This is a genomic window from Streptomyces sp. NPDC040718 (genome assembly GCF_055593565.1).
Map to the genome: position 1 here is coordinate 192,427 of NZ_JBVIXO010000010.1, position 19,640 is coordinate 212,066.

Consider the following 19,640-nt stretch of genomic DNA (forward strand, 5'->3'; position numbering starts at 1 on the left):
GCCGCATCGGAAGGAAGGCGAGCACCATGGGCTGGGCTTCGTGGACGACACGGTCCGTCGCCGCCGGAAGGGACGGGGTGCGGACGACGGGAGCGGGTGTGCTGACGGGTGAGCTGGAGGTCCGCACCGACTGGTCCGACGGACTGGCGTACGTGACCGTCCGCCAGGGCGGCGACTCCACCTGGCACACGGTGGCGGGAAGTCCCGTCCCGTGCCCGAACGGGTACGCCAGCAGGCGCCTGCACGACACCGTCCTCGACTCGGTCCGCGGCCGGGGCACGACGGACCTGACGTCCGGGTGGCCGCGCGTCGACGCCGGCCGCTTCCGGGACCCCGCCCCCGCCCTGCCCGTCCTGAGCGAAACCTGACAAAACGCGGCGGAACGTCAGCGAGCCTCTTACCCGCTCCGCCCGGCGCCGCGCCAGGATGGGGCCCCGCGGGCCCGTCGCCCGCGCGGGTGATGGAAAGGGGAACGTATTGATCATCACGGACGTCCAGTACCGCGGCACCACCGTCCTGGTCAGCGCCGGCGGAGAGCTCGACGAGGAGTCGGGCGCGGCCCTGTGTCAGGCACTGGAGCACGTCACCGCCGGCGAGCGGGTCCTCATGGTCGATCTGCACGGAGTCCCGCTCATGACCGCGCGCGGCCTGCTGCACCTCCTGGACCTGCACCGGCGCGCGGAGGACCGGGGACTGCGGGTCCTGGTCGTCGGCTGGCAGCCGCAGCCCCGGGAGCTGATGGCACGGATCGCGGGTCTGCCCGGCCCCGCGTCGGCCACCGCCGACCGGTACGCGACGCCGGGATTCCGCCGGCTGCTCGCGGAACGCGCGCAGCTCACGCGCGAGTTCACGGAGTCGGGTACGGGCCGGGTGCCGGCCGGCGGGTGAGCCGTCTCCCGCCGCTTCCCGCACCAGCCGGGAGGGGCGGCGGGCCACCGCTCGCACCGTGACGGCCGTATGGTCCACATGGTGGGCGCCGTAGTGGCGGATCTTGCCATTCTTTCGAAGAAACAGCAGGTCAGAGACGTACGCACCGGGCGTCAGGTGGCGCAATACTGTGGCAACACCACCGGGAGGGCTCTCCCGGTACGTTCCTTGCCATGCCAGCCGAACCCGCCCCCGCCGCCCGCCCGGTCGCCGCCGCGCGCCGCCGACGGCTGCGTGCGGACCAGGCCCGGCAGCTCGCCGACCTGCTGCGCCACCAGATCCTGACGGGCGGCTTCCCGCGCGGGGTGCTGCCCCTGGAGGACGCCATCGCCGCCGACTACCGGGCCAGCCGCAACACCGTCCGGCAGGCCCTGGACCTGCTGCGCGGCGAGCAGCTCGTCGACCGGCAGCCCGGCGTCGGCACGGTGGTGGTGTGCGAGAAGTACCCGCACGGGCTGGACCGCCTCCAGGGCCTGGCCGAGACCCTGCACGAGCACGGCCGGGTCACCAACGAGGTCCGTACCGTCAGCCCCGTGACCGCCCCCGGCCCGGTGGCGCACCGGCTGGGCCTGCCCGAGCACACCGACGTGCTCTGTATCGAGCGGCTGCGCCGGCTGAACGGACTGCCGCTGTCCCTGGACCTCTCCTACCTGCCCATGGACGTGGGCGGCGAACTCCTCGGCTGCGACCTGGAGAACACGGACGTGTTCCGGCTCCTGGAGTCGCTGACCGGCGGCCCGCTGGGCCATGCCGAGATCACCCTGGAGGCCGTCAACGCCGACGCGCACTCCGCCGCCGTGCTCCAGGCTCCGCGCGGGGCCGCCGTGTTGATGCTGGAGAGGCTGACCTGCCTGCCCGACGGCCGGCCGGTGGACCTGGAGTTCATCCGCTTCCGCGGTGACCGCATCACCATGAGCGGCGTGCTGCGCCGCTCCCTCTGAGCCCCGTCCCCCCTGCTCCCCTCCCCCGTTCCCCGCCCCCGCGGCCCTTGGAGAAACCATGCCTCTCGTCCCCCAGCGCGCCGACGTGCCCGTGACCATCGACGAGTCGAAGTGCATCGACGGCTGCACGCTCTGCGTCGACATGTGTCCGCTCGACTCGCTCGCGATCCGCGAGGACAACGGCAAGGCGTACATGCACGTGGACGAGTGCTGGTACTGCGGCCCGTGCGCCGCACGCTGCCCCACCGGTGCGGTGACCGTCAACATGCCCTACCTGCTCCGATGAAAGGCCCCGCTCCGATGAGCCGCAGATTCGTCAGTCCCGCCGTCCCACTCGCCCTGCTCCTCCCCCTGGCCACCGCCTGCGGCGGCGGCAGCGGTGACGGCGGCGGTGGGGGCGAGGCGGGCGGCAGCCCGTCGAAGACGGTCACCGTGACCGTCGGCTACCAGTCCAAGACCATCAACACGGTCACCGCGGGCACCCTCCTGCGCTCCCTCGGCTACTTCGAGGAGGAGCTGGCGGCACGCGGAAAGAAGGAAGGGGTGACGTACCAGGTCGACTGGCAGGACTACGCGACGGGCGCCCCCATCACCGCGCAGATGACGGCGGGCAAGATCGACATCGGTTCGATGGGCGACTTCCCCCTGCTCCTCAACGCCGCCCGCGGCAAGGAGCTGAAGCAGCCGACCTCGCTGGTCTCCGTCACCGGCTACAACCTCCGCGGCGGCCTCAACACGGTGGTGACCGCGCCGGACTCGAAGCTGGAGTCGCTGGCCGACCTGCGCGGCAAGAAGGTGTCCACGAGCGTGGGCTCGGCCGCCGACGGGACCCTCGTACGGGCCCTCCAGCGCGCCGGGATCGACCCCGACAAGGGCATCCGGAAACTCAACCAACAACCCAGTGTGGGCGCTTCGGCCCTCCAGGCCGGCAGCGCGGACGCGCTCTCGCAGTTCGTGGCCTGGCCCGGCCAGCTGGCTTTCGAGGGCCGGGCGAAGGCCCTGTACGACGGGGCCGAACTGAACCTGCCGACCTTCCACGGGGTGACCGTGCGGCAGAAGTTCGCCGGTGAACGGCCGGGCGTGGTCGACGACTTCCTGAAGGCCCAGCGCCGCGCCACCGACTACCTGCGCAAGCAGCCGGTGGCGGCCGCCGAGTCGGTGGGCAAGGAGACCGGGCTGCCGGCCGAGGTCGTCTACCTGTACAACGGCGCGAACGGCATCGCCACCTTCGACCCGGAGCTGCGCCCCGAACTGATCGCCGCGCTGAAGGAGGACGTGCCGGTGCTGAAGGGCGCCGGGCTGGTGGGCGACGTCGACGTCGACGCCTTCGTCGACCCGGCGCCGCTGAAGCGGGCCGTACAGGAGCCGGGGTACCCCAAGGCGGACGCCGGCAAGTCCGAGCTGTGGCTGAAGGGCCAGGCCACCACGGCCTCCTTCGACACCCCCGGGGAGCTGCTGAAGGCCGCCAGGGGAGCGGACGTACGGGCCGCGTACGTCCCGGACGCGGTGACCGGCACCCTGTGGTTCGCCGACAAGGCGGTGTGGGTCGCGGACGGCTCCGAGCTGCGCGCCTTCCTCACCCCGGCCGGCGCGAAGGGGTACGTCGGGCAGCACCCGGGCTCCCGCGTCATCGGCTACGAGGACGCCGTGGGCCTGGCCTCGTGAGCGCGGGCCGCCGGCTGCTGCGCGCCGCCTCGCTCGCCGCGGCCCTCGGGCTGTGGCAGCTGCTGACCTCGCTGGACGTGAACCTGTGGCTGCGCTTCGAGCAGTTCCCGACGGTCGGCGAGGTGGCCTCCGCCTTCGCCGGCCGGGTCGGCACCGGCCCGTACTGGCAGGACCTGGGCCACAGCCTGCGCCGGATCGGGGTGGGCTTCGCCCTGGCCGCCGTGCTGGGGGTGGCGGTCGGCACGGCCGTCGCCCGCTCCCGGTGGGTGGCGGACCTGCTGGGACCGCTGGTGGAGGTGGTACGCCCGGTGCCGGCCATCGCCCTGGTGCCGGTCGCCATCCTGCTGCTGCCGACCAACGAGCAGGGCATCGTGTTCATCACCCTCGCCGCCGCCTTCTTCCCGGTGGCCGTCTCGACCCGGCACGCGGTCCGGGCGCTCACCCCCGTGTGGGAGGAGGCCGTGCTGACCATGGGCGGCGGACGGGCGCGGGTGCTGTTCTCGGTGGTGCTGCCCGGGGCCCTGCCGGGCATCTTCGGCGGCCTGTCGGTGGGCATCGGCGTCTCGTGGATCTGTGTGATCTCCGCGGAGATGATCTCCGGCGAGTACGGGGTGGGCTACCGCACCTGGCAGGACTACACGGTCGTCGACTACCCCGGCGTGTTCGTCGGCATGACCACCATCGGCGCCCTCGGCTGGCTCACCTCCACGGCCGTGGAGGTGCTCGGCCGCCGCGCCACCGCCTGGCTGCCCCGCCCGGCCGTACGCACCACCGGCCGGGCGGCAGCGCCCCGTACCGCCGTTCCCCGGAAGGAGCCGGTCGCATGAGCACCACCCTGCGCGTAGCCCCGCCCGCCCCGGCCGGCACCGAACTCGCCCTGGAGGACGTACGGCTCGGCCACCCGGGCGGCGCGGTCCTGCCGGGCACCGTCACCCTGCGGATCGCCCCCGGCGAGCTGCTGACGGTGGTCGGACCCTCCGGCTGCGGGAAGTCCACGCTGCTGCGCACCCTCGCCGGGCTGCTGCCCCCGCTCGGCGGCCGGGTCACCCAGGGCGGCGAGCCCGTGACCCGGCCGGCCTCGGACCGGGCGCTCGTCTTCCAGCACGACGCGCTGCTGCCCTGGCGCACGGTACGCGCCAACGTGGAGCTGCCCCTGGCCATCCGGCGGGTCCCCCGCGCCGAGCGGCGCCGGTCGGCGGCCGACTGGCTGGCGCGGGTCGGGCTGGCCGAGCACGCCCACAAGCTGCCGCACCAGCTGTCCGGCGGGCAGCGCCAACGCGTCCAGCTGGCCCGCGCGCTGGCCGGCCGGCCCCGCGCGGTCCTGATGGACGAGCCGTTCGGCGCGCTCGACGCGCGCACCCGTGCCGAGATGCAGGACCTGCTGGTGGACATCCTCGCGGGTACCGGCGCGACCGTCGTCTTCGTCACCCACGACGTGGACGAGGCGCTGCACCTCGGCGACCGGGTCGCCCTGCTCGGGTCCGGACGGGTACTGGACGTACCGCACCCGCGCCGGCGCGACGCGCAGCACGCGCCCGGCACGGCCGAACTGCGCCGCCGCATCCTCGAATTCCTCTGAAAGGCAGAAAGGCACCCCCGTGGACACCCTGGTGGACGCTCCCCCGGCCATCCCCGCCCCGGCCATCCCCCCGCTGGCCATTCCGGCCCTCGCCGACGCGACCGAGCTGTCCTGCGACGTCCTCGTGATCGGCGGCGGCACCGCCGGCACGATGGCGGCGCTGACCGCCGCCGGACGCGGTGCGGACGTACTGCTGCTGGAGAAGGCGCACGTACGGCACTCCGGCGCCCTCGCCATGGGCATGGACGGGGTCAACAACGCCGTGATCCCGGGCCGGGCCGAACCCGACGACTACGTCGCCGAGATCACCCGCGCCAACGACGGGATCGTCGACCAGTCGACCGTCCGGCAGACCGCGACCCGCGGCTTCGACATGGTCCGGCGGCTGGAGTCGTACGGGGTGAAGTTCGAGAAGGACGAGCACGGCGAGTACGCGGTGCGCCAGGTGCACCGGTCCGGCTCCTACGTGCTGCCGATGCCGGAGGGCAAGGACGTCAAGAAGGTCCTCTACCGGCAGCTGCGGCGGCGCGAGATGCGGGAGCGGATACGGATCGAGAACCGGGTGATGCCGGTCCGGGTGCTCACCCACCCGGAGGACGGCCGGGCCGTCGGCGCGGCCGGGTTCGACACCCGCACCGGCGCGTTCGTCACCGTACGGGCGGGCGCGGTGGTCCTCGCCACCGGGGCCTGCGGCCGGCTGGGCCTGCCCGCGTCCGGGTACCTGTACGGGACGTACGAGAACCCCACGAACGCGGGCGACGGCTACGCCATGGCCTACCACGCGGGGGCCGCCCTCACCGGGATCGAGTGCTTCCAGATCAACCCGCTGATCAAGGACTACAACGGGCCCGCTTGCGCGTACGTGGCGAACCCGTTCGGGGGCTACCAGGTCAACCGGCACGGCGAGCGGTTCGTGGAGTCGGACTACTGGTCGGGGCAGATGATGTCCGAGTTCGCGGCCGAACTCGCCTCCGACCGGGGCCCGGTGTACCTCAAGCTCAGCCATCTGCCGGAGGAGACCGTCTCCGCCGTCGAGTCCATCCTGCACAGCACGGAGCGTCCCACCCGCGGCACCTTCCACGAGGGCCGCGGCCACGACTACCGCACCCACGACATCGAGATGCACATCTCGGAGATCGGGCTGTGCGGCGGGCACTCCGCCTCGGGCGTGCGGGTCGACGCGCACGCCCGCACCACCGTGCCCCGGCTGTACGCGGCCGGCGACCTGGCCTGCGTACCGCACAACTACATGATCGGCGCGTTCGTCTACGGGGACCTGGCCGGCGAGGACGCGGCGCAGTACCGGGCGTACGAGGGGGAGCTGCCGCAGGACCAGCTCGCCGCCGCCCACGAGCTGGTCTACCGGCCGCTGCGCAACCCGGACGGGCCGCCGCAGCCGCAGGTGGAGTACAAGCTGCGGCGGTTCGTCAACGACTACGTGGCACCGCCGAAGTCGGGGGCGAAGCTGTCCCTCGCCGTGGAGGCCTTCACCCGGATGTCGGGGGAGATCGCCGGGATGGGGGCGCGCACCGCGCACGAGCTGATGCGGTGCGCCGAGGTGTCCTTCATCCGGGACTGCGCGGAGATGGCCGCGCGGGCCTCGCTGGCCCGCACGGAGTCCCGGTGGGGCCTCTACCACGAGCGGATGGACCACCCCGGGCAGGACGACGCGGGCTGGCTGCACCACCTCGACCTGCGCAGGTCGGCTTCCGGGGCGATGGAGTTCACGGCGCGGCCGGTCGAGCCGTACACGGTGGCGGTCCCGGAGTTCACACCGGTGGCGGGGCCGGAGCGGTGGCTCGGCGAGGTGGAGCTGGTGCCGGTGGCCACGGCCGGGCCGAGGGACGCCGCTCCGGCGGCACGTCCGGGTGCCGCGGCCGTGCCGGATCCGGCTCCGGGGCCGGGTCCTGGTCCGGGTCCGGCGGTCGCGGCGGCCTCCGACGGTACCGGGGGCGGCTCCGCGGCCGGCCCCGCCCTGCTGCGGCTGCTCGCCCTGGCCGAGGAGTCCCCCGGCCTGGAGGCCCTGCGCCCCTTCCTGGCGGATGCCGATCCCGGGGTGCGGGCGGCCGCCGTGGCCGTCCTCGGGGAGACCGTGCCGGACGGCGCCGGGCCCGCGCTGGCCGCGTGCCTGCGGGACCCCGCGCCGGGGGTCCGGGGCGCCGCCGCGGCCGCGCTGCGAGAGCTCGTCTCGGTGCTGCCGGCCGGGCCGGAGCTCGGGGCCGGCCTCCGGACCGCGCTGGAGGCCGCCGACCCGGCGGTCCGGGCCGCCGCGCTGGAGGTCCTGCGGGCGCTGCGGCTGGGCGACGCAGGGGTGTACGCGCGGGCGTACGGCGCCGCCCTCGCGGACGCCGGCGCCGAGGTCCGCATCACCGCCGTCCGGGCGCTGGTCTCGGTGGACGCCGTGCCGGAACTGGCGGCGGCCGCCGCCGACCCCGCCCGCGAGGTCAGGGTCGCGGTCGCGCGGGGCCTCGCGGCCGTCCACGACCCGGCCCCGGCGCCGCTGGACCCGCTGCTCGACGACGCCGACCCGCTGGTCCGGGGCGCGGCCCTGGCGGCGCTGGCCGCCACCGGCTGCCCGCCCGGGTACGCCTCGCTGGCCGGGGCGGCCCTCGGGGACCCGGCGTGGCAGGTGCGGGCCGGGGCCGCGACCGCGCTGCGGGCTGCCGCGCCGGCGCGGGCCGTCCCCGCCCTGGCGAAGGCCCTGGCCGACCCCAACGCGGACGTCCGCAAGGCGGCCGTGCTGTCCCTGCTCCGCCACCGGGAGGACCCCGGCGCCCGTACCGCGCTGGCCGCCGCCACGGCCGACCCCGACGCGGACGTCCGCGCGTACGCCGCCCGCGCGGGGTCCTGACGGCCGACGGGCGGGGGCCGGGGTCCGGTGCCAGGCTGGGGCCCATCGGACCCGCGTGAAAGGCCGGCCACATGATCACCACCGACTACGTCCCCGGCTCCCCCTGCTGGCTCGACCTCGGCACCCCCGACGTCCCGTCCGCCGCGGCCTTCTACGGCGCGGTGTTCGGGTGGTCGTACGAGGCGATGGGCGGCATGGAGGGCGGGATGTTCCGCAAGGACGGGAAGGTCGTCGCCGGGCTCGGCAAGCTCACCGAGCAGGGCGCGCGCCCTGCGTGGATGATCTACTACAGCGTCGCCGACGCGGACGCCGCCACCCGGGCCGTGGAAGGTGCGGGCGGTAGGGTCAGGGTGGCTCCGATGACGCTGGACGACGCGGGCCGGATGGCCCAGTACAGCGACCCCCAGGGCGGCCAGTTCGCCGTCTGGGAGCCGGGCACGGACAAGGGCGCGGAGCTGGTGGACGAGCCGGGCTCGCTGTGCTGGACCGAGCTGTTCACGAGCGACGCGGCGGCCGCGCGGGAGTTCTACGGCGGGGTCCTCGGCTGGCGGTTCAGCGACATGGAGCTGCCGGGCGGCGGGGGCGCGTACTCGCTCATCACCCCGGCGGGCCTGCCGGACGAGCGCATGCACGGCGGGCTGATGCGCCTGGGCGAGGAACACCTCGGCCTCGCGCAGGGCCGTCCGTACTGGCACCCCGTCTTCGCCGTAGCCGACTGTGACGCGGCGGTGGCGGCGGTCACCGGCAACGGCGGCAACACGCAGACCGGCCCGGAGGACGTGGAGGGCATCGGCCGCCTGGCCGTCTGCCTCGACCCGTGGAACGCCGACTTCGTACTCCTCGCCCCGGCGGCCGCCGAGGGCTGAGCGGGCCGTCCGCGGGGCGCGGCCGGCGGCGCCGTTCGGGTCAGTGCCGGGCCGCGCCTGCCCGGTGCGCCGGGGCGGGCTGCGCATGCTGGGCGCGGGGCCGTCGCGTACCGGGCCCTCCCCCCCAGCGACAAGGAGTACGGGATGTCCTCGGACGTGGTGGAACGCTTCCTGGCCGCTCTCGACCCGGCCCACCGGGAGGCCGTGGGCGGGCTGCCGCGCGCGGAGCAGGAACGGCTCGCCGCGGAGTGGGAACGGGAGCTGGAGCGGGACACCGACCTCGACACGCTGGACGAGCTGTCGCCGCCCGCCGCCGAGCACGAGGCGGCCCGCCGCGTGGTGGAGCGGCCCGCGGAGTAGGCCTGGGCTCTGAGAAATAAGGTGACATACACGCATATAACCCGTTCGAGCGGGGTATCACGCCAGCCCGCACCCACCCGCGTTCCCGTACCGGTACGGGACGGCTCCTGGAGGCCGGATGACCTGGGCATCATGGACCACCCGCGGCGTCTTCGCCGGACGCGGCGGCGTCAGGACCGCCGAGTCGGTCCTCCTGACCGGCGAGCTCGACGTCCACACGACCTGGACCGAGGCCGACGGGCTGGCGCACGTCGCCGTCCAGCACAGCGGCGCGACGGAGTGGCTCACCCTGGCGGGGAGCCCCGCCCCGTGTCCGAGCGAGGAGGCCAGCCGCGCCCTGCACGACGCCGTGCTGCTGGCCGTACGCGAAGGGGGCGAGGCCACCCTGCCGGCGCGGACCGGCTGAGCCCGACCCGCCCCGTCCGGAGGGGCGGGCGCGCGTGCGTGGTGGCGGCCCGTCAGGTCGCCGTCCTGGCAGGATGGCCGTATGGAACGCGTACTCGGCATCGGCGGATACTTCCTGCGCGCCGCCGACCCGGCGGCCCTCGGCGCGTGGTACCGGGACTGCCTGGGGCTGGACGCCGACGAGCACGGCCTGTGGCGTCAGGAACCCGGGCCGACCGTGTTCGCGGCCTTCGACTCCGGTACCGACTACTTCGGCTCCCGCGCCCAGCACACCATGCTGAACTTCCGCGTCCGCGACCTGGAGGCGATGCTCGCCCAGCTGCGCGCCAAGGGGGCCGACGTGGCGGAGGAGACCCAGGACATGGACGGCGTCGGCCGGTTCGGCTGGGTCACCGATCCGGAGGGCAACCGGATCGAGCTGTGGCAGCCCGCGTGACGCACGGCCCCCGCACGGCCGGCCGACAGGGCTCCGGCCATGACGGGCACCACCCGGCCGTGACGGGCACCATCCCTCCCCGGCGGCTCGACGCCGAGCCGCCGGTGTCCCGGTGCCCCTTCGGCGCGCACGGCGAGAGCGGCACCGGCACGTTCTCGGAGCTGCGCCGGCGCCGGTCGCGGGAGGTGGGCGACGGGACCGGCCCGGGGCCGGCGGGCTGACGGAGGGGGCGGCGCATCGGAGGGTTGGCGGCGATTTGGGATTTTCTATGGCGTATCAAAACACCGCCTCGGGAAATGCCGATTCCGTCTCCCTTTTGTCCGTTATGCGACTCCCCGGACGGACGTGCGCTCCACATGACCGATCCCGAGCTCCCTCCCCCCTCACCCGAACCGGCCACGGCCACCCACTGCCCCTACTGCGCCCTGCAGTGCGGGACCCTGCTCACCGGGGCGCGCGGCGCGGTCGCCGCCCGCCCCGACCCGGCCTTCCCCGCCAACCGGGGCAGCCTGTGCCACAAGGGGTGGACCGCCGCCGCCGTGCTCAACGCGGCGGACCGCCTCACCACCCCCCTCGTCCGCGACGCGGCGGGCCTGCTCCCCCGGGGGCTCGGTTCGCGCTGCGGCGCGTGCTGCGGGCCGCGTTGTAGACGGCACCGGCGGATGCCATGGAAGCCCCGGTGCTGGTGGGCGTGGACGGCTCACCCACGCGCGGTACGGGCAGGGTGGCCGGGTTCCTGCTCGGCTCGGTGTCGCTGGACGCTGCCGGCGCGGCCCGGCGGCCGGTGGTACGTGGTGATCCGACACGGCACCGCCCCGGTGGCCGTGGTCCCGCTGGGCCGGTGAATTCCAGGTTTGAAATCGCTTCTACGGTGTAGAAGCGCAATTGACCACGACTTCACGCCACGAGACGAAGAAGGCGCCATGGGCATAATTGCTTGGATCCTCATCGGGCTGCTCGCGGGCATCATCGCCAAAATGCTGATGCCGGGGAGGGACCCGGGCGGAATCATCGTCACCATACTCATCGGAATCGCGGGCGGACTGCTCGGAGGATGGCTGGGCAAGGTGATATTCGGCGTCGACTCCATCGACGGGTTCTTCGAGATCTCCACCTGGATCGCCGCCATCGTCGGCTCGCTCGTCCTGCTCGGCGTCTTCCGATTGTTCAGCCGCGCCACGCGGTGACGGAGGGCCCGGGTGAGTCCGGCCCCTGGTGAAGGCCCCGCCCCTCGACGGGCGGGGCCTTCGTCGTCAGGGTTCGAGGAGCGGGCCGAGGGGGCCCAGGTCGAGGTTGAGGTCCTCCAGGGCGTATCCGTGCTCGGCGCACAGCTCGGTCATGCGGTCGTGCAGCGCGAGCAGCGTGGCCCCCAGCTCCTCTTCCTGCTCGTCGGTGAGGTCTCCGGCGTCGACCCGGCGCAGGGCCTGGCGTTCGATGAGCTGGCGCAGGAGTTCCACGAGGGTGAGGACGAGCTTGAGGAGGTCCTCCCCCGCGGTCTCGGGGCCGGTGCGGACGCGGCGGGCCGGCGTCCGGGGTTCTCCGGGTGCCGCGGGCGGTGCCCGGAGCAGGCGGAAGGCGTCGGCCATGGTGTCGCCGACGGCCGTGAGGTCCGGGGGGCGCGGCGGGCGCGGGGCGTTCGGCGGTCACGGCTGCTCGTGCCCCGCCCGGAGGGGCCGACGGAGGTTCGGGGCAGGCCCTGGGCGGTCTCAAGGACAAGGTGACGGACCTGGGCGCCGGCCTGCTGGGCGGCAAGGGGAAGGGCAAGGGTCGCAAGAGCAGCGCCGGGGCCATCAACATCGTCGAGTCGTGGGACGTGGGCGTACCGCTGCGCACCGCCTACGACCACTGGACCCAGTACGAGGACTTCAGCAGCTTCGCGAAGGGAGTGCGCAGCGTTTCGCAGGGCGATGACACGACCTCCGACTGGAAGGTCAAGGTGGGACCCTCCACACGCAACTGGAAGGCCACGGTCCAGGAGCAGGTGCCCGACGAGAGGATCGTCTGGACCTCCGACGGGCCCAAGGGGACCACGCGCGGCTGCGTGAGCTTCCACGAGCTCGGTCCGTCCCTGACCCGGATCCTCCTGGTCGTCGAGTACTACCCCGCCGGGCTCTTCGAGAGGACCGGCAACCTCTGGCGGGCGCAGGGCCGCCGCATGCGTCTGGACCTGAAGAACTTCGACCGGTTCGTCGCCCTCTCCGACGACGAGCCCGAGGGCTGGCGCGGAGAGATCCAGGACGGCGAGGTCGTGGTCACCCACGAGGAAGCCCTGGAGGAGGAGGAAGCCTCGGCCGGGGAGCCTGCCGAAGAGGACGGGGACTACGAGCAGGACGAGGACTACGAGCAGGAGGACGCGTACGAGGACGAAGAGGGCGGCGTAGAAGAAGCCGGGGCCCCTCGCCGCACCGGAGCCGCCGGCGCTGAGTCCGGCCTCGCGGCAGCCGTCGGGCACGTGGCGCACGGGTAGCGTGCGCCAGGCGGGGCCGGAGCGTTTGCCAGCCGCTACGGGCGGCAGCAGACTGGTGGTATCAGCGTGGCCCCGCCGTGGGAATCAGGGCTGGCCGGCGCCAACGCTTCGCCCTCCGCTGGTCAGTTGAACCGTCAAGGGCCTGTCTGCGTACCGATATACCTCAAATCCTGCGGCGAAAACGATGAACCCTCAACCGTTGGTCCTCTCGCCCAGGAGGTGCCCCATGAGTAGGACCCGACCGATCAACTGCATCATCCCGCCGTACCTCCTCGAAAAGCTCATGGAGAGCGGGGACGGCGAGGTCCGGCAGGCGGCGTTGGACACCCTTCTGACCACGGCTCGCCTGCGGGGCGAACGGTCCCTGCGCTCCGGCCTCACCGGCCTTACCGCCACGCCCGGCGACGCCCGGCGCACCATCTTCGACTCGGAGCAGAGCGAAGACCTCTCCGAGGCCGTCATGGCCAGGTCCGAGGACGGACCGGAGTCCCTGGACGAGGCCGTGAACCAGGCGTTCGAGTCGCTCGGCCTGACCCGGGACTTCTACAAGGAAGCGTTCCAGCGCAATTCGATCGACGACCGGGGCATGCGTCTGAACGCATTCGTCCACTTCGGCCGCAGGGTCAACAACGCGTTCTGGGACGGCAGCGAGATGCTCTTCGGCGACGGGGACGGGGTGGTGCTCGGCAACCTCGCCGCGTCCCTGACCGTGGCCGGCCACGAGTTGACGCACGGAGTCGTCGATCACACCTCGCGGTTCGAGTACCACAACCAGTCCGGTGCCCTGAACGAGTCCATGGCGGACGTCTTCGGATCGCTGGTCAAGCAGTGGTCGCTGAAGCAGACGGCCGAGGAGGCCGACTGGCTGATCGGGGCCGAGGTGTGGACGCCGGGGATCGAGGGCGACGCCCTGCGGTCCATGAAGGCACCGGGGACCGCGTACGACAACCCGCTGGTGGGGAAGGACCCGCAGCCCGACCGGATGAGCAGGTTCGCGCACCTGCCCGACACCCCGAGGGGGGACAACGGCGGGGTGCACATCAACTCCGGCATCCCGAACAAGGCGTTCTTCATGACGGCCGTCGGCATCGGCGGGTTCGCGTGGGAGCTCACCGGCCGGATCTGGTACGAGGCGCTCAGGGCCTCCCGCCCCCGGGACACGTTCCAGGACTTCGCGGACATGACCTTCCAGCAGGCCGGCAGGCTGTTCGGCGGCGGCAGCCCCGAGCAGGCGGCCGTGGTGGCGGGCTGGCGCGAGGTGGAGATCCAGATCACCGGGGTCCCGCCGGGGTTCAGCCAGCCGCGGTCGTTCGCGGTCAACGGGCACGGCGGCGCGGGCCGTGAGGCCGACCTCGCGGCCCTGACCCGGCAGATCGCCACGCTCGGCGACAAGGTGACGGGGCTGGCCAAGGAAGTGGCCGCCCTGAAGGTGAAGGGCTCCAGGTGACGATGAAGGTGGTCCTGGAGTCGTACGGCGGGCTGGCGGCGGCGGCCAACCTCCGTCGCCCGCCCGACGTACTGGACTCGGCCGCCCTGCCCGAGGGCGCCGCGGCCGAGCTGGAGCGGCTGGTGGCCGCGGCCGCGGCGGCGCCCCCGCCGCGGGACACGGGTCGCGCGAGGGACGCGATGGGCTACTCGATCACGGTGGAGGAGGGCGGCCGCTCGACGGTGCTCGAACAGTCGGACGCCGCCATGTCCCCCGCCTTCGCGGCCCTCCTCGCCTGGCTCCGGGACCACTTCGCGCAGGCGTGACTCAGCCGGCGTCCCGCTCGAAGGTCCGCAGCAGGTCCGCCGCGACGCCGACGGCGATGACGGCGGGTTCCTTGCCGGTGATCTCGGTCAGGCCGATCGGGGTCTTGATCCGGTCGATGGCGGCCGTGTCGTGGCCCCCCTCGGTCTCCAGGCGCCGGCGGAACCGCGCCCATTTCGCGGCCGAGCCGATCAGTCCGATCGAACCGAGACCGGGGGTGCGCAGGGCGGCGTCGCACAGGGCGGCGTCCTCCGCGTGGTCGTGCGTCATGATCAGGACGTGCGTGCCGGGCGCCAGCTCCCCGAGCACCTCCTCCGGCAGCAGCGGGACGTGGTGCACATGGACTTGTGCCACCGCGTCCGCGAGCACCGCGAGCCGTTCCTCGGCGAGTTGGCCGGGACGGGTGTCGATCAGGTGCAGATCGAGGTCGTGCCGGGCCAGGATCCGGGCCAGCTCCATGCCGACGTGCCCGACGCCGAAGACGGCCACCGCCGGGACCACCGGCAGCGGTTCGAGCAGTACGCTGACCGCCCCGCCGCAGCACTGCACGCCGTGCGGGCCGGTGACCTTGTCGTTGAGGGCGAAATCCATCAGCTCGGGCTCCGGATCCGGCGTGCCGATCACCTCGCGGGCCCGGTCGATGGCGACGGCCTCGATGTTGCCGCCGCCGATCGAGCCCCAGGTCCCGGTCCGGCCCACGACGAGCTTGGCGCCGGCCCGGCGGGGCGCGTGGCCGCGCACGGCCGCGACGGTCACGAGCGCGCCGGGTTCCCGGCGGGCCCGCAACCGCGCGACCGCGGCCACCCAGGTCATGTCAGACATTGCTCAGAACGCTCGTGTCGGCCGGGGTCCCGCCGCCGCGCGCGTCGCCGCGACGGGCGGATTCGATCGCCCAGTACACGGCCTCCGGCGTCGCGGGCGAGGCGAGTTCCACACTGGCTCCGGCGGGCCCGAACGCCGCGGCGGCCTGCCGCAGCGCCTCCCGGACCGAGAAGGCCAGCATCAGCGGGGGCTCGCCGACCGCCTTGGACCCGTAGACCGCGCCCTCCTCGGTGGCGTTCTTCAGCAGGGTGACGTTGAACTCCTCGGGCATCTCCGAGAAGCTCGGCAGCTTGTAGGTGCTGGCGGCCTGGGTCAGCAGCCGGCCGCGGTTCGGACCGTCGCCGGTGTCCCAGCGCATGTCCTCCAGCGTCAGCCAGCCCGCGCCCTGGACGAAGCCGCCTTCGACCTGACCGATGTCGATCATCGGGGACAGGCTGTCGCCGACGTCGTGCACGATGTCCACCCGCCGGATGCGGTACGCGCCGGTGAAACCGTCCACCTCCACCTCGGCCGCGGCGGCGCCGTGGGAGAAGTACTTGAACGGGGAACCCCGGAAGGACTTCGGGTCCCAGTGCAGGCCCTCGGTCCGGTAGAAGCCGGCCGCCGACAGCTGGACCCGCTGGAAGTACGCGGTGCGCACCAGGTCGTCCCAGTCCAGCTCCTTGTCACCGCCCACGACGCGTGCGACGCCCTCGACGATCCGCACGTCGGAGGCGTTCGCGCCGAGCTGGGTGGCGGCGACCTGGAGCAGCCGCTCGCGCAGCTGCTCGCAGGCGTTCTTCACGGCCGCACCGTTGAGGTCGGCCCCGGCGCTGGCGGCGGTGGCCGAGGAGTTGGGCACCTTGTCCGTCCGCGTCGGCGCGAGGCGCACCTTGTGCAGCGGGATGCCGAGGGAGGTCGCGGCCACCTGGAGCATCTTGGTGTGCAGGCCCTGGCCCATCTCGGTGCCGCCGTGGTTGATCAGGACGGAGCCGTCCTTGTAGATCAGCACCAGTGCGCCGCCCTGGTTGAAGGCGGTGAGGTTGAAGGAGATGCCGAACTTGACGCCGGTGAGCGCGAGCGCCCGCTTGGTGTCCGGGTGTGCGGCGTTGAAGGCCGCGATCTCGCGTTCGCGGTCGGCGAGGCGGCCGTTCTCCTTGACCTGCTCCCAGACGGCGGAGATCCGTTCGGGCTGGGCCACCTGCTGCCCGTAGGGGGTGGACTGGCCCCGCCGGTAGAAGTTCCGTTCGCGCAGTTCTTTGGGGTCGAGGCCGAGCAGCGGGGCGCAGCGGCCCATGATGTCCTCGATGACCAGCATGCCCTGCGGTCCGCCGAAGCCTCGGAAGGCGGTGTTGGAGACCTTGTTGGTCTTGGCGATGCGGCCGCGGACGTGTGCGTTGGGGATCCAGTAGGTGTTGTCGATGTGGCACAGTGCGCGGGCCACGACCGGTTCGGAGAGGTCCAGGCTCCAGCCGCCGTCCGCCGTCAGGGTGGCGTCCAGGGCCTGGATGCGGCCCTCGGTGTCGAAGCCGATCCTCCATTCGGCGTGGAACCCGTGGCGCTTGCCGGACATGGTGAGGTCCTGGGTCCGGTTGAGCCGCAGTCGCACCGGCCGGCCGGTCAGCTTGGCGCCGAGCGCGGCGATGGCCGCGAACCCGTGGGGCTGCATCTCCTTGCCGCCGAAGCCGCCGCCCATCCGCAGGCACTGCACGGTCACTTCGTGGCTGTGCAGGCCGAGTACGTGGGCGACGATCTCCTGGGTCTCCGAGGGGTGCTGGGTGCTGCTCTGGACGAACACCTGCTCGGCCTCGTCGACGTGGGCGAGCGCCGCGTGGGTCTCCAGGTAGAAGTGCTCCTGGTCGGAGAAGCGGAACTCGCCGGTGAAGACGTGCGCGGAGTCGGCGAAGCCCGCTTCGACGTCGCCGGTCAGCATCTCGGGCCGGGCGCCGTGGAAGCTGCCGGCCGCGATCGCCTCCTCCAGGGTGACCACGGAGGGCTGTTCGTCGAGTTCCACCTCGACGGCCGCCGCTCCGAGCCGGGCCGCCTCCAGGGTCTCGCCGAGCACCCAGGCCACCGCGTGGCCGTGGAACATGACCTCGTCGGGGAAGAGCGGCTCGTCGTGCTTCATGCCGGCGTCGTTGACGCCGGGCACGTCGGCCCCGGTCAGTACGCGGACCACGCCGGGGACGGCGAGCGCGGGCCCGGTGCGCAGCGCGGTGATCCTGCCGCGGGCCTTCATGACCTGGACCGGGTGGGCGTGCAGGACGTCCTTGGTGCGGTGGACCAGGTCGTCGGTGTAGAGCGCGGCGCCGGTGACGTGCAGGTTCGCGCTCTCGTGCGGCAGCGGGAGGCCGACCGCGGGCTTCTGGGGGCGTTCGGACAGGTGACTCATGACGACACCGCCTCGGGGTTCTGTGCGTACAGCTTCAGCAGGCTCTGGCCGAGCATCGCGGAGCGGTACTCGGCGCTGGCGCGGTGGTCGTCCATCGGGGTGCCCTGGGCGCGCAGGATCCCGGCGGCGGCCCGGGCGGTCTCCGCCGACCAGGGCCGGCCCTCCAGGGCCGCCTCGGTGGCGAGGGCGCGGATCGGGGTGGCTGCCACGCCGCCGAGGCCGATGCGCGCCTTGCGGACGATGCCGTCCTCGATGTCGAGGGCGAAGGCGACGGCCACGCTGGAGATGTCGTCGAAGCGCCGCTTGGCGATCTTGTGGAAGGCGGTGACGGGTGACAGGGGCAGCGGGACGCGCACCGCGCGGATCAGTTCGCCGGGGCGGCGGACGCTCTGCCGGTAGCCGGTGAAGTAGTCGGCGAGGGGGACCTCGCGCTCCCCGTCGGCGTCGGCGAGCAGCACCGAGGCCTCCAGCGCGAGCAGCACCGGCGGGGTGTCGCCGATGGGCGAGCCGGTGCCCAGGTTGCCTCCGAGGGTGGCGCTGTTGCGGATGAGCCGGGACGCGAACTGCGGGAAGAGTTCCGCGAGCAGCGGGACGCCGCCGTCGAGCCGGCGTTCGATCTCGGTGAGGGTCTGGGCCGCGCCGATCAGGATGGAGTCGGATTCGACGCGCAGTTCCCGCAGTTCGGGCAGCCGGTCGACGGCGACGACGCAATCGGCGCGGCGGGCGCGGATGTTCACCTCCACGCCCCAGTCGGTGCTGCCGGCGACCACGACCGCTTCGGGCCGGTCGCGCAGCAGCCGCAGGGTCTCGGCGAGGGTGCCCGGGCGGAGGAACGCGCTGTCGTCCCGGGTGTATTCGGTGGCGGCCGGGGCGGGTGGGGCCTGTTCGCGGCGCAGGGCCAGAGGGTCGTCCGCGGCGGGGGCGCCGACCGCGTACGCGGCGTCGCGGATGGGGCGGTAGCCCGTGCAGCGGCACAGGTTGCCGCTGAGCGAGTGCAGGTCGAAGCCGTTCGGGCCGTGCTCGGGGTCGGGGTCGGCGCCGTCGGCCGGTTCCGGGTGGGCGCAGCGGCCGGGCCGGTAGTACTCGGCGGCCATGCTGCAGATGAATCCCGGTGTGCAGTAGCCGCATTGGGAGCCGCCGCGGACCGCCATCTCCTCCTGTACGGGGTGCAGCGCGGGCGGGGTGCCGGGGGCGCCGGGGGTGGCGAGGCCTTCGGAGGTGACGAGCTCCTGCCCGTCGAGCGCCGCGACCGGGACCAGGCAGGCGTTGACCGCCACCCAGTCGGTGGGCTTGTCCACGCCGGGGCGGGCCACGAGGACGGAGCAGGCGCCGCATTCGCCCTCGGCGCAGCCCTCCTTGGTGCCCGTGAGGCCGCGTTCGCGCAGGAAGTCCAGCACGGTGGTGTGGGGCGCCGCGGGCGCGATCGGTGATTCCTCGCCGTTGACCGTGATCCGCGCCGCTACCACGGCAGGTCCTCGTTTCGGGAGGCGGTGGGGCTGGTTGTCCTAGTCGCCATTTCAGGAGCCTTCTGTTCGGTGGCGCGCCCGGAGGGACCCGGAGAGCGCGCATGGGCACGCGACGGCGTGCCACAGGCGGTGACAGAAAATCGAAAGGGGAGCCGGGGCCGCAATCGGGCACGCCGGAACGGAGGCTGTTCAGCAGCCGTGTGCTACACGGCCCGGAGCCCAGGCGACCTGGTGAGCGAGGCGGAGCAGTGCGGAGAGGGTCGACATCCGACTTCGCCTCCTTCCGTGACTCACGAGCCGGTCGGGCAGAAGCTACGTCGCCGCAGGTCCATCGGTCAAGCCACCACGTACGGACCCCCGCGCCGGTCCCCCGGCGTTCGCCGGAGGGTCAGTCGGCCAGCTGGGCGATCCAGCCGTACGGGAGCTCCTCGCCGTCCACGGTGACGGCCTCGACGGCCCGGCTCTCGGGATCGATCTCGGCCTGGACCCCGTCGCCCTCGTAGCGCGGGTAGCCGGAGACGCCGGTGGCACCGGTGGCCTCGACCCGGGCGGTGCGCAGGACCGCGTCGTGGCCCTTGGCGTCCTGGGCGCCGGGCGGGCCGGGGCGCAGGACGACGGTGTACCGGTCGGGGGCGGGGCGGGCGGCGGGTGTCATGGGGTCAGGCTAGTGACCGGGCCCGCCGCGCGCTCAGAGGCGCGGCCGGGGAGGCGGGCGGCGGGCGGGCCGGGCGCGC

At 73.5% G+C, this 19,640-nt stretch carries 22 protein-coding genes and 1 pseudogene; 18 read left to right on the forward strand and 5 right to left on the reverse strand.

All coding sequences use genetic code 11. The features are described 5' to 3' along the window. Window positions 1–26 precede the first annotated feature (26 nt). The 15 genes from ACZ597_RS24695 (at window position 27) to ACZ597_RS24765 (ending at window position 11,217) form a co-directional block, all read left to right on the forward strand. Entirely contained in the window at window positions 27–368 is a 342-nt protein-coding gene (locus ACZ597_RS24695) for a hypothetical protein (protein ID WP_471333936.1), read from the forward strand. A gap of 109 nt (window positions 369–477) precedes the next feature. Beyond that, window positions 478–888, forward strand: a complete 411-nt coding sequence (locus ACZ597_RS24700) for an STAS domain-containing protein (RefSeq protein ID WP_471333939.1) — start codon at window positions 478–480, stop codon at window positions 886–888. Window positions 889–1,100: 212 nt separating this feature from the next. Next, on the forward strand, window positions 1,101–1,868 hold the full coding sequence (locus ACZ597_RS24705) for a GntR family transcriptional regulator (RefSeq protein ID WP_471333941.1): 768 nt from the start codon (window positions 1,101–1,103) through the stop codon (window positions 1,866–1,868). Window positions 1,869–1,926: 58 nt separating this feature from the next. Beyond that, window positions 1,927–2,154 (forward strand): 4Fe-4S dicluster domain-containing protein, encoded by a 228-nt coding sequence (locus ACZ597_RS24710; RefSeq protein ID WP_125741086.1) that lies wholly within the window; start codon window positions 1,927–1,929, stop codon window positions 2,152–2,154. After that, window positions 2,151–3,533 (forward strand): ABC transporter substrate-binding protein, encoded by a 1,383-nt coding sequence (locus tag ACZ597_RS24715; protein ID WP_471333945.1) that lies wholly within the window; start codon window positions 2,151–2,153, stop codon window positions 3,531–3,533. The genes ACZ597_RS24710 and ACZ597_RS24715 overlap by 4 nt, the downstream gene beginning before the upstream one ends. Continuing rightward, entirely contained in the window at window positions 3,530–4,360 is an 831-nt protein-coding gene (locus ACZ597_RS24720; RefSeq protein WP_471333948.1) for an ABC transporter permease, read from the forward strand. Before ACZ597_RS24715 ends, ACZ597_RS24720 begins: the two co-directional genes overlap by 4 nt. Next, a complete protein-coding gene (locus ACZ597_RS24725; RefSeq protein WP_471333951.1) occupies window positions 4,357–5,112 on the forward strand; it encodes an ABC transporter ATP-binding protein in 756 nt (251 codons plus the stop codon). The genes ACZ597_RS24720 and ACZ597_RS24725 overlap by 4 nt, the downstream gene beginning before the upstream one ends. A 73-nt stretch (window positions 5,113–5,185) precedes the next feature. Then, the gene (locus tag ACZ597_RS24730; protein ID WP_471334116.1) at window positions 5,186–7,963 is read left to right on the forward strand and encodes a fumarate reductase/succinate dehydrogenase flavoprotein subunit; all 2,778 of its coding nucleotides are present in this window, start codon (window positions 5,186–5,188) and stop codon (window positions 7,961–7,963) included. Window positions 7,964–8,034: 71 nt separating this feature from the next. Continuing rightward, the gene (locus ACZ597_RS24735) at window positions 8,035–8,829 is read left to right on the forward strand and encodes a VOC family protein (protein WP_471333953.1); all 795 of its coding nucleotides are present in this window, start codon (window positions 8,035–8,037) and stop codon (window positions 8,827–8,829) included. 144 nt (window positions 8,830–8,973) lie between these two features. After that, entirely contained in the window at window positions 8,974–9,189 is a 216-nt protein-coding gene (locus ACZ597_RS24740) for a hypothetical protein (RefSeq protein ID WP_125814320.1), read from the forward strand. Window positions 9,190–9,307: 118 nt separating this feature from the next. Beyond that, on the forward strand, window positions 9,308–9,595 hold the full coding sequence (locus ACZ597_RS24745; protein ID WP_471333956.1) for a hypothetical protein: 288 nt from the start codon (window positions 9,308–9,310) through the stop codon (window positions 9,593–9,595). A gap of 81 nt (window positions 9,596–9,676) precedes the next feature. Continuing rightward, window positions 9,677–10,030 (forward strand): VOC family protein, encoded by a 354-nt coding sequence (locus tag ACZ597_RS24750; RefSeq protein ID WP_471333959.1) that lies wholly within the window; start codon window positions 9,677–9,679, stop codon window positions 10,028–10,030. 59 nt (window positions 10,031–10,089) lie between these two features. After that, on the forward strand, window positions 10,090–10,251 hold the full coding sequence (locus tag ACZ597_RS24755) for a hypothetical protein (protein WP_471333961.1): 162 nt from the start codon (window positions 10,090–10,092) through the stop codon (window positions 10,249–10,251). Between the two features lie 135 nt (window positions 10,252–10,386). Then, window positions 10,387–10,875 (forward strand): hypothetical protein, encoded by a 489-nt coding sequence (locus tag ACZ597_RS24760; RefSeq protein WP_471333964.1) that lies wholly within the window; start codon window positions 10,387–10,389, stop codon window positions 10,873–10,875. 78 nt (window positions 10,876–10,953) lie between these two features. Continuing rightward, on the forward strand, window positions 10,954–11,217 hold the full coding sequence (locus ACZ597_RS24765; RefSeq protein ID WP_471333966.1) for a GlsB/YeaQ/YmgE family stress response membrane protein: 264 nt from the start codon (window positions 10,954–10,956) through the stop codon (window positions 11,215–11,217). A gap of 66 nt (window positions 11,218–11,283) precedes the next feature. Here ACZ597_RS24765 and ACZ597_RS24770 read toward each other — a convergent pair whose 3' ends face one another. Then, window positions 11,284–11,616: a gas vesicle protein K gene (locus ACZ597_RS24770; protein ID WP_471333968.1), complete on the reverse strand. Its 333-nt coding sequence runs from the start codon at window positions 11,614–11,616 to the stop codon at window positions 11,284–11,286. Window positions 11,617–11,717: 101 nt separating this feature from the next. Between ACZ597_RS24770 and ACZ597_RS24775 the strand changes: the two are divergent. The 3 genes and pseudogenes from ACZ597_RS24775 to ACZ597_RS24785 all read left to right on the forward strand — a co-directional run. Further along, window positions 11,718–12,497 (forward strand): annotated as a pseudogene (locus ACZ597_RS24775) (SRPBCC family protein); the annotation flags it as partial. Window positions 12,498–12,723: 226 nt separating this feature from the next. After that, window positions 12,724–13,944, forward strand: coding sequence for a M4 family metallopeptidase (locus tag ACZ597_RS24780; RefSeq protein ID WP_471333971.1), 1,221 nt, complete (start codon window positions 12,724–12,726; stop codon window positions 13,942–13,944). A gap of 2 nt (window positions 13,945–13,946) precedes the next feature. Beyond that, on the forward strand, window positions 13,947–14,249 hold the full coding sequence (locus ACZ597_RS24785; protein WP_471334119.1) for a protealysin inhibitor emfourin: 303 nt from the start codon (window positions 13,947–13,949) through the stop codon (window positions 14,247–14,249). 1 nt (window position 14,250) lies between these two features. On the opposite strand, the gene xdhC is transcribed toward ACZ597_RS24785, so the two are convergent. The 4 genes from xdhC to ACZ597_RS24805 form a co-directional block, all read right to left on the reverse strand. Continuing rightward, complete coding sequence (xdhC, locus tag ACZ597_RS24790) at window positions 14,251–15,060, reverse strand: xanthine dehydrogenase accessory protein XdhC (RefSeq protein WP_471334122.1); 810 nt, start codon at window positions 15,058–15,060, stop codon at window positions 14,251–14,253. Window position 15,061: 1 nt separating this feature from the next. After that, window positions 15,062–17,440 carry a xanthine dehydrogenase molybdopterin binding subunit gene (xdhB, locus tag ACZ597_RS24795; RefSeq protein WP_471333973.1) on the reverse strand — a complete coding sequence of 793 codons (2,379 nt, stop codon included), beginning with the start codon at window positions 17,438–17,440 and terminating at the stop codon, window positions 15,062–15,064. Next, window positions 17,437–18,906, reverse strand: coding sequence for a xanthine dehydrogenase small subunit (locus ACZ597_RS24800; RefSeq protein WP_471333974.1), 1,470 nt, complete (start codon window positions 18,904–18,906; stop codon window positions 17,437–17,439). The genes xdhB and ACZ597_RS24800 overlap by 4 nt, the downstream gene beginning before the upstream one ends. A gap of 388 nt (window positions 18,907–19,294) precedes the next feature. Beyond that, entirely contained in the window at window positions 19,295–19,561 is a 267-nt protein-coding gene (locus tag ACZ597_RS24805; RefSeq protein ID WP_469116286.1) for a hypothetical protein, read from the reverse strand. Window positions 19,562–19,640 lie beyond the last annotated feature (79 nt).

What these genes read in the sequence shown, in the direction of transcription:
- ACZ597_RS24725 (WP_471333951.1), top strand. Translation starts at nt 4,357, where the DNA reads ATGAGCACCACCCTGCGCGTAGCCCCGCCCGCCCCGGCCGGCACCGAA.
- ACZ597_RS24710 (WP_125741086.1), top strand. Translation starts at nt 1,927, where the DNA reads ATGCCTCTCGTCCCCCAGCGCGCCGACGTGCCCGTGACCATCGACGAG.
- ACZ597_RS24740 (WP_125814320.1), top strand. Translation starts at nt 8,974, where the DNA reads ATGTCCTCGGACGTGGTGGAACGCTTCCTGGCCGCTCTCGACCCGGCC.
- ACZ597_RS24745 (WP_471333956.1), top strand. Translation starts at nt 9,308, where the DNA reads ATGACCTGGGCATCATGGACCACCCGCGGCGTCTTCGCCGGACGCGGC.
- ACZ597_RS24785 (WP_471334119.1), top strand. Translation starts at nt 13,947, where the DNA reads ATGAAGGTGGTCCTGGAGTCGTACGGCGGGCTGGCGGCGGCGGCCAAC.
- ACZ597_RS24780 (WP_471333971.1), top strand. Translation starts at nt 12,724, where the DNA reads ATGAGTAGGACCCGACCGATCAACTGCATCATCCCGCCGTACCTCCTC.
- ACZ597_RS24705 (WP_471333941.1), top strand. Translation starts at nt 1,101, where the DNA reads ATGCCAGCCGAACCCGCCCCCGCCGCCCGCCCGGTCGCCGCCGCGCGC.
- ACZ597_RS24750 (WP_471333959.1), top strand. Translation starts at nt 9,677, where the DNA reads ATGGAACGCGTACTCGGCATCGGCGGATACTTCCTGCGCGCCGCCGAC.
- xdhC (WP_471334122.1), bottom strand. Translation starts at nt 15,060, where the DNA reads ATGACCTGGGTGGCCGCGGTCGCGCGGTTGCGGGCCCGCCGGGAACCC.
- ACZ597_RS24770 (WP_471333968.1), bottom strand. Translation starts at nt 11,616, where the DNA reads ATGGCCGACGCCTTCCGCCTGCTCCGGGCACCGCCCGCGGCACCCGGA.
- ACZ597_RS24760 (WP_471333964.1), top strand. Translation starts at nt 10,387, where the DNA reads ATGACCGATCCCGAGCTCCCTCCCCCCTCACCCGAACCGGCCACGGCC.
- ACZ597_RS24715 (WP_471333945.1), top strand. Translation starts at nt 2,151, where the DNA reads ATGAAAGGCCCCGCTCCGATGAGCCGCAGATTCGTCAGTCCCGCCGTC.
- ACZ597_RS24695 (WP_471333936.1), top strand. Translation starts at nt 27, where the DNA reads ATGGGCTGGGCTTCGTGGACGACACGGTCCGTCGCCGCCGGAAGGGAC.
- ACZ597_RS24735 (WP_471333953.1), top strand. Translation starts at nt 8,035, where the DNA reads ATGATCACCACCGACTACGTCCCCGGCTCCCCCTGCTGGCTCGACCTC.
- xdhB (WP_471333973.1), bottom strand. Translation starts at nt 17,440, where the DNA reads ATGAGTCACCTGTCCGAACGCCCCCAGAAGCCCGCGGTCGGCCTCCCG.
- ACZ597_RS24805 (WP_469116286.1), bottom strand. Translation starts at nt 19,561, where the DNA reads ATGACACCCGCCGCCCGCCCCGCCCCCGACCGGTACACCGTCGTCCTG.
- ACZ597_RS24765 (WP_471333966.1), top strand. Translation starts at nt 10,954, where the DNA reads ATGGGCATAATTGCTTGGATCCTCATCGGGCTGCTCGCGGGCATCATC.